Source organism: Campylobacter concisus, from assembly GCF_902460625.1.
GTDB classification, from domain to species: Bacteria; Campylobacterota; Campylobacteria; order Campylobacterales; family Campylobacteraceae; genus Campylobacter_A; species Campylobacter_A concisus_AD.
This window is the reverse complement of sequence record NZ_CABPUT010000002.1, coordinates 232,157-239,353: the sequence shown is the minus strand read 5'-3', so window position 1 is coordinate 239,353 and position 7,197 is coordinate 232,157. Positions and strand designations below refer to the sequence as shown.

9 protein-coding genes are annotated in these 7,197 nt (G+C 38.4%); all 9 read left to right on the top strand.

Translation table 11 applies throughout. The annotated features are described in order from the left end of the window. The first annotated feature begins 56 nt into the window (after window positions 1–56). A complete protein-coding gene (locus F3G69_RS01600; RefSeq protein WP_149714215.1) occupies window positions 57–911 on the top strand; it encodes a CbrC family protein in 855 nt (284 codons plus the stop codon). 10 nt (window positions 912–921) lie between these two features. Further along, entirely contained in the window at window positions 922–1,773 is an 852-nt protein-coding gene (locus tag F3G69_RS01595) for a YwqG family protein (RefSeq protein ID WP_149714214.1), read from the top strand. Window positions 1,774–1,988: 215 nt separating this feature from the next. Beyond that, window positions 1,989–2,603 carry a riboflavin synthase gene (locus tag F3G69_RS01590; protein WP_149714213.1) on the top strand — a complete coding sequence of 205 codons (615 nt, stop codon included), beginning with the start codon at window positions 1,989–1,991 and terminating at the stop codon, window positions 2,601–2,603. 9 nt (window positions 2,604–2,612) lie between these two features. Beyond that, window positions 2,613–3,344, top strand: coding sequence for a peptidoglycan editing factor PgeF (pgeF, locus tag F3G69_RS01585; protein WP_149714212.1), 732 nt, complete (start codon window positions 2,613–2,615; stop codon window positions 3,342–3,344). A gap of 155 nt (window positions 3,345–3,499) precedes the next feature. Further along, window positions 3,500–4,279: a DUF4198 domain-containing protein gene (locus tag F3G69_RS01580; RefSeq protein WP_149714211.1), complete on the top strand. Its 780-nt coding sequence runs from the start codon at window positions 3,500–3,502 to the stop codon at window positions 4,277–4,279. Between the two features lie 76 nt (window positions 4,280–4,355). Further along, a complete protein-coding gene (locus tag F3G69_RS01575) occupies window positions 4,356–4,571 on the top strand; it encodes an acetyltransferase (protein WP_107953168.1) in 216 nt (71 codons plus the stop codon). Between the two features lie 145 nt (window positions 4,572–4,716). Then, a complete protein-coding gene (gene rpsB, locus F3G69_RS01570; RefSeq protein WP_002941277.1) occupies window positions 4,717–5,505 on the top strand; it encodes a 30S ribosomal protein S2 in 789 nt (262 codons plus the stop codon). Beyond that, on the top strand, window positions 5,505–6,569 hold the full coding sequence (gene tsf, locus F3G69_RS01565; RefSeq protein WP_084109562.1) for a translation elongation factor Ts: 1,065 nt from the start codon (window positions 5,505–5,507) through the stop codon (window positions 6,567–6,569). The genes rpsB and tsf overlap by 1 nt, the downstream gene beginning before the upstream one ends. Further along, on the top strand, window positions 6,569–7,197 hold a 629-nt coding region (locus F3G69_RS01560), incomplete at its 3' end, for an ABC transporter ATP-binding protein (protein WP_149714271.1). The genes tsf and F3G69_RS01560, both read left to right, overlap by 1 nt.

Sequence of the window (7,197 nt, the reverse complement as noted above, 5' to 3'; positions counted from 1 at the left end):
ATCTTTAAGATTTAAACACTAAAATTGTTAATGTCAAATCTACATAAAGAGTATTAATGAATAAATTTCAAGAAAAATATATCACTCTTTCAAAAGAATATTATAAAAATAATGGCAATGCTTCTAGCATTGAGGCACTCTATCAGTTTAAAGAAGAGTTGGAAAATTGTGATGACATTTGCGCAAAGTATGTTTTAGTAGATGTTTATCAGCTTTTATCTATGAGAAAGAGTGCTTACGACTTACTTTTAAAAATACATGACAAAAGTGATAAAAAACAGCTAAAGACACTTGGCTATCTAGAGCAATTCATTGACGAAAATGATAGATGGGCACTACCTCGCCCAAAAAGTAGAGGTCAAATTTTAGCTCAAAAAGACAAAGCCATCACGTTACCAAAATTTATCTACCATCCTAATCCTTTAAGAACCGGTGCATTTAAAGATGATATGAACATAGTGTGTGAGTGTTGTGGCAAAGATACTGAAGTCTATTATAACGGTAGCATTTATTGCGAGCAAGATATTTCGTATCTTTGTCCTACTTGTATTTCTAGTGGTAAGGCTGCTAAGAAATTTGACGCAACATTTGTGCAAGATGCTGACAAACTAAATACAAGTGATGCTAAAAAGGATGACGAACTCTTTAGAAGAACCCCGGGCTACGAGAGCTGGCAGGGCGAGCATTGGATAGTTTGTTGTGATGATTATTGCGAATTTTTAGGTGACGTTGGTACAAGAGAGCTTGAAGAAATGGGTATAGCAGACGAGGTCTTTGAGGACTACACAAAAAGAGCTGAATATGACGATAAAATGCTACGTGAACATCTTGTTAAAGCTGGCGATATTGCTGGATATTTGTTTCGTTGTTTGCATTGTAAGAAGTATCATATATACGTTGATGCTTGTTAAAGAGGAAAATATGGATATTGCAAAAATTTCTAAAGGTTGTAAAGAGCGTGGACTGGATGAACTTTTTAAGCTTTTATCGCCACTAGCAAGAAATGCCATAAGGATAGATACGCAAGCTAAAAATGACAATGATATCGCCGTTGGAGCGTCTAAATTCGGTGGCTTGCCAGATCTGCCAGACAGTTTACCGTGGCCGTCAAATGAAAACGGCGCTTTGAGTTTTGTGGCACAGATAAATTTTGCTGAAGCTAGCAAATTTGACATTGACTCACTACTGCCAAAAAGCGGAATGCTCTATCTCTTTTATGATAGAAATTTGCGTACTTGGGGCTATGATCCTGCCGATAAAGACGGCTTTGCAGTGATCTTTTCTGATGTAAATAATGGACTGCTTTCTCGTAGGAGAGCGGAGAGCTTAGAGGGAGAAAATTCTACGTTTAACACACGCTTGCTTAGCTTTAAAAATGAGATAAATTTGCCAAATTTACAAAGCTCAATTGTGCCATTTAGTAAAATTAGTGAGGCTGAGTGGGAGGCCTATCATGAGGTTATTGAGCCAAGCTGGCAGGCTAAAGAAAATAAGCTCCTTGGGCACTCCGATAATGCCCAAGATGGCATGGAGCTAGAGTGTGAGCTGGCTGCAAATGGACTTAGTTGTGGTGATGGTAGCGCTTATCACCACCCAAGAATAGCGGAATTTGAGAAAAATGTTGCCCAGTGGCAACTACTTTTACAGATAGATAGTGATGATGAGGGCGATATGGACTGGGACGGAGAGGGCAGAATTTATCTGTGGATAAAGAGGGATGATCTTTTGGCGCACGATTTTAGCAAGACGTGGCTAGTTTTGCAGACGAGCTAAGGCTGCCGAATTTATAAAAGATAAAAATTAGAATTTATAGGGAAATTTTATACTAGGGTTACACAATAAATTTTTACTAACATTTTTAGTGCGATTGCCAAAATTTCACTGCCATTTCTACCACTAACTACTTAAATATATAAAATAATCAAAGATGGTAATGCCCAAATTTAGGCAAAATTTAGTAAAATCCTTAAAAATTTTAAAGGCAAAATATGTTTAATGGATTGATCCGTGAGATCGCACAGGTTGTTAGTTATTCACAAAATATTTTAAGGCTAAAGACAAATTTTCGTCCAAATTTGGGCGATAGCATTGCTGTAAATGGTGCTTGCCTGAGTGTAATAAAACTACATGAAGATGGCTTTAGTGTGGAGCTAAGCGCAGAGAGTAGGGCAAATATCGCGGTTGAAAATTTAAGTGGCTTGGTGCATATAGAGCCTGCGATGAAGCTTGGCGAGCGCGTGGATGGGCATTTGATGCAAGGACATATCGATTTTATCGGTAAAATTTCAAATATCAAAAAGAATGAGAATGGGGTTGATTTTTACATCGACTTGCCGCGCGATGCTATGAGCTTGATGTCAAATAAAGGTTCGGTGGGTGTTGAGGGCGTGAGTCTAACCATAAATGAGATTTTGCCAAAGGGTATAAGGCTTACAATCATACCAATCACTTTTAGAGATAGTCTTTTTGACACTTTCAAGGTCGGCAGGCGCGTAAATATCGAAAGCGATCTTTTGGCTCGATACGTAGCTAGGCAGCTTTTTTGCAAGCAAGATAGTGGCCTTAGCTGGGATGATGTTGAGCGAATTTCTAGCCTTTATTAGGTGGATAAAATGCGTGAAAATTTAGAGATCGTCTTTGATAAAAATGGCGTATTAGCCGGCTTTACAAATAGATTTGGCGGTGTGAGCGAGGGAGCTTTTGAGAGCTTAAATTTAGCAGATCATGTTGGCGATGATCCACTAAAGGTCGCACAAAATCGTGAAATTTTAGCAACGGCGCTTGGCATTATGCCTATTAATTTAAAATTTATGAGCCAGATCCACTCAAATAGAGTGGAAATTTTGCAAGGTTTTAACGATACCCTACCCCCATGCGATGGCGTAATAACATCACTAAAAGGCGTAGCACTTTGCGTCTTAGTCGCAGACTGTGCGCCTGTTTTGATAATAGATGAACATCTTGGTGTAGTCGCAGCTGTGCATGCGGGACGCGCAGGTGTTACTAGTAAAATTTGTACAAATACGGTAGGACTGATGATGAGCGAGTTTGGCTGCCGCGCTAGTAATTTACGCGTGTTTATAGGCGCAAATATCAAAGTGCAAAACTACGAAGTAGGCAAGCTAGATCTTGGTGAATTTAACCGATACAAAAAAGATGGAAAATTTGATATAAACGTAGCTTTATTAGACGAATTTGCTAAGCTCGGAGTAGAGCAAATATCGCTAGATCCTCGTTGCACTTTTGAGAGAGATGAATTATTCTCATACCGCAAACAGAGTAGGACCGGGCGTTTTTGTGGGTTTGTGATGAATAGAGCTACATCGATAAATACTAAAAAATAAAAGCAAATTTTTAGCTTCATTGCTTGCCTGTTAAAATTTGCCAGCTAAATTGTATTGAATGTTTTGATATTTAATTTGATCTAAAAAATGGCTAAATATAATAATTTTTAGCTACAATTTGACAACAAATCTCAAAAATAACAATAAGGAAAATCATGAAAATAGGTAGAATTTTGACTGCCATTATGTCAACAGGAGCCTTTTATATGGTGCAAGCACACATGTTTTGGGTAGATGGAGCTAATGATGAAAAGCTAGGAAAATTTATCGCAAATATGGGTTATAGCGATGATTTTCCAAAGCTAGAGCCTATTATGGCCGAACGCGTCCATCTTTTTGCGCCAATTACTGTAATAAGTAAAGATGGTAGCAAAAAGAAGCTTACACAAAGTGGCGAGAACTACCGCTACGAGGGCGAAAGATTAGACAAAGGCACATATATCTTACTAGCACAGCAAAATCCTATGTATTCGCTTAAAAAGCGTAGTGATGGCAAGTGGCTAATAGACAAAACTAAGCTTGATCTAAAGGATCTAAGTGATATACAGATTTGCCGGCTGATGACGATAACATCTAAGAGAGTCTTAAATTTAGGTGAAATAGATGGCTTCGTAACTAAACCTATTGGAGTTAAAATCGAGATCGTACCGCTACAAAACCCAGCGGATTTTAGAGTGGATAAGCCTTTTAAATTGCAGGTTTTTACTGATGGAAAGCCGCTAAAGCGAGCTAAACTAACTGGTACTTTTGCTGGATTTTTAGACCATAAGCATGCATTTTACGGTATGACAGATGAGCAAGGCATCACTGAAGTGTTAGCTCTAAGACCAGGGTTTTGGGTATTTGAGGTGATTTATGAAAGACTTTATCCAGATGCTACGAAGTGTGATAAAGAGACGTTAAAAACGACACTTAGTTTTGAGATAAAAGAATAAAAGTTTGATATAAATTTGAGTCCTAATTTATTATAAATTTTTATAATCGCTTTGTAATTTTGAAAGTAGAGAAAGAATGCCTTACGAAAACTTTAAATCAAAAAATCCTCTTGTGCTAAAAATCACTACAAATGCAAGAAAATTTGGCGTAGAAACGCTACAAAACGAGGAGTTTGTAAGCATTCTTTTAAATGTCAAGAAGCTTGAAATTTCATCCGAAAAAAGGCAAGCAATGGCAGAAATTTTTGCTAAATTAATAAAAATTGAAGAAGACTCACAATTAAGTAAATAAACTTTAGTTTAAATTCATATTACTTTAAGTATAATCCCCCTTTATTTCACACACGACAATCCTAAATTTGGTTGTGCGAAAGCATTAATGGTCGTGGAGGATAAAACTAAATTCAAGGCAAAATGCCTAAAACAAGGAGAAACTCATGGTAACTATGAGAGATTTATTAGAGTGTGGCGTACATTTTGGTCACCAAACACGCCGCTGGAATCCAAAGATGAAAAAATTTATCTTTGGCGAGAGAAAAGGTATCTACATTATAGATCTACAAAAGACTATCCGCTACTTCCGCTACACTTACAACATTGTTCGTGACGCAGCTGCTGAAGGTAAGTCAGTGCTATTTGTTGGTACTAAAAAACAAGCTATCGATGCTATCAAAGAGTACGCTGAAAAATGTGGAATGCCTTATGTAAATCACCGCTGGTTAGGTGGTATGATGACAAACTTTGGTACTATCCGCCAGTCTATCCGCAAGCTAGAAGTTATCGAAACTATGGAAGAAGATGGTTCGATAAATTTGTTAACTAAAAAAGAGGCTTTAATGCTTCGCCGCAAAAAAGAGAAGCTTATCGCAACTCTTGGTGGTATCCGCAATATGAAAAGCCTACCTGATATGATATTTGTTGTTGATACAGTTAAAGAAAAAATCGCTGTTCAAGAGGCAAACCGCCTAAAAATTCCAGTTGTAGCACCTATTGATACAAACTGCGATCCTGATGTTGTCGACTATCCGATCCCAGGAAATGACGATGCTATCCGCTCTGTTCAGCTTTTCTGCCAAGAGATGGCTGAAGCGATCAACGAAGGCAAATCACTTCTTGAGCAAGATGGTGGCGAGCAAGCTGCTGGCGAAGAAGTAAGCCAAGATGAGAAAGATGCAGTTGTAGCTGAGGCTATGAGTGAAGAAGACTTTGGCGAGGACGAAGAGTAATGGAAATAACTGCACAAATGGTAAAAGAGCTCCGCGAATCAACCGGAGCTGGCATGATGGACTGCAAAAAGGCACTTGGCGAAGCAAATGGTGACATGGAAAAAGCTGTTGACATCCTTCGTGAAAAAGGCCTAGGCCAAGCTGCTAAAAAGGCTGACCGCCTTGCAAGCGAAGGCTTGGTAAGTGTTGAAGTTTGCTCAAAATGCAAAAAAGCAACTATCAGTGAGATCAACTCTGAGACTGACTTTGTTGCTAGAAACCCACAGTTTCAAGCACTTGCAAAAGACGCAACAGCTCACATCCAATCAAGCGGCATAAAAACAGTTGAAGAGCTAAATGCGAGCACTTTAAATGGTGTTAAATTTGAAGATTATTTCAAAACTCAGATCGCAACTATCGGTGAAAATCTTGTAGTGCGCCGCTTTGAGACTATTATTGCTGATGATAAAGGCGTGGTAAATGGCTATGTTCACTCAAATGGTCGTGTTGGTGTACTTATCGGTGCAGCTTGCGAAAGCGCAGAAGTTGCAAATAAAGCAGCTGATTTTATAAGAAATTTATGTATGCATGCAGCTGCTATGAAGCCAAGCGTTATAAGCTACAAAGACCTTGATAAAGATTTTGTTGAGAAAGAATTTATCGCACTTCGTGCTGAGCTTGAAAAAGAAAATGAAGAGCTAAAACGCTTAGGCAAGCCACTTCATCACATCCCTGAGTATGCTAGCCGCTGCCAGATAGGCGAGGCAGAGCTTGCAAAAGCTACAAAAGCGATCGAAGAAGAGCTAAAAGCTGAGGGCAAACCTGAGAAAATTTGGGACAAGATCATCCCTGGTAAGATCGAGAGATTTTATGCTGATAACACAGTGCTTGACCAACGCCTCACACTTTTAGGCCAGTTTTATGTAATGGACGATAAAAAGACTATTGAACAAGTTATTGAAGAAAAAAGCAAAGAGCTTGGTGGCAAGATCGAGATCGTAAAATACGTTCGTTTTGAACTTGGCGAAGGCTTAGAGAAAAAAGTAGATGACTTTGCTGCAGAAGTTGCTGCTCAAATAGGCTAATGGAAATTTTAAGAGCGTCTAATCTAGGCTTTGCGTATGATTATACGCTCTTTAATAATATAAATTTAACTCTCAATCAAAAACAAAGCATCGCGATAACCGGCGTTAGTGGTTGTGGCAAATCAACACTTTTACACATACTTTCAACACTTTTAAAACCAAATTTTGGTGAGGTTATCTATCAAGATAGATCGATCTATGAGCTTTCTCAAAACGAACTTTTGGCTATTAGAAGGCTTCATTTTGGTATCATTTTCCAGTCGCACTACCTTTTTAAAGGTTTTAGTGCTTATGAAAATATAGAGCTTGCAAGCATCTTATCTGGCGAAAATATAGAAAAAAATGATCTTGAAGCACTTAAAATTTCAAATGTAATAAATCAAAAAGTTGGCGAGCTAAGTGGTGGTCAGCAGCAACGCGTAAGTATCGCTAGAGTACTTACCAAGAAGCCAAAGATCATCTTTGCAGACGAGCCAACGGGCAACCTTGATAAGCAGACGGCAAATGAAGTGATGCAAGTTTTATTTGACTATATAAATGAAAATAACGCTGCCCTTGTTCTAGTTACTCACGACAACGACCTAGCCGCTAAATGCGACAACTCATACAAACTTGAGAACAAAGAGCT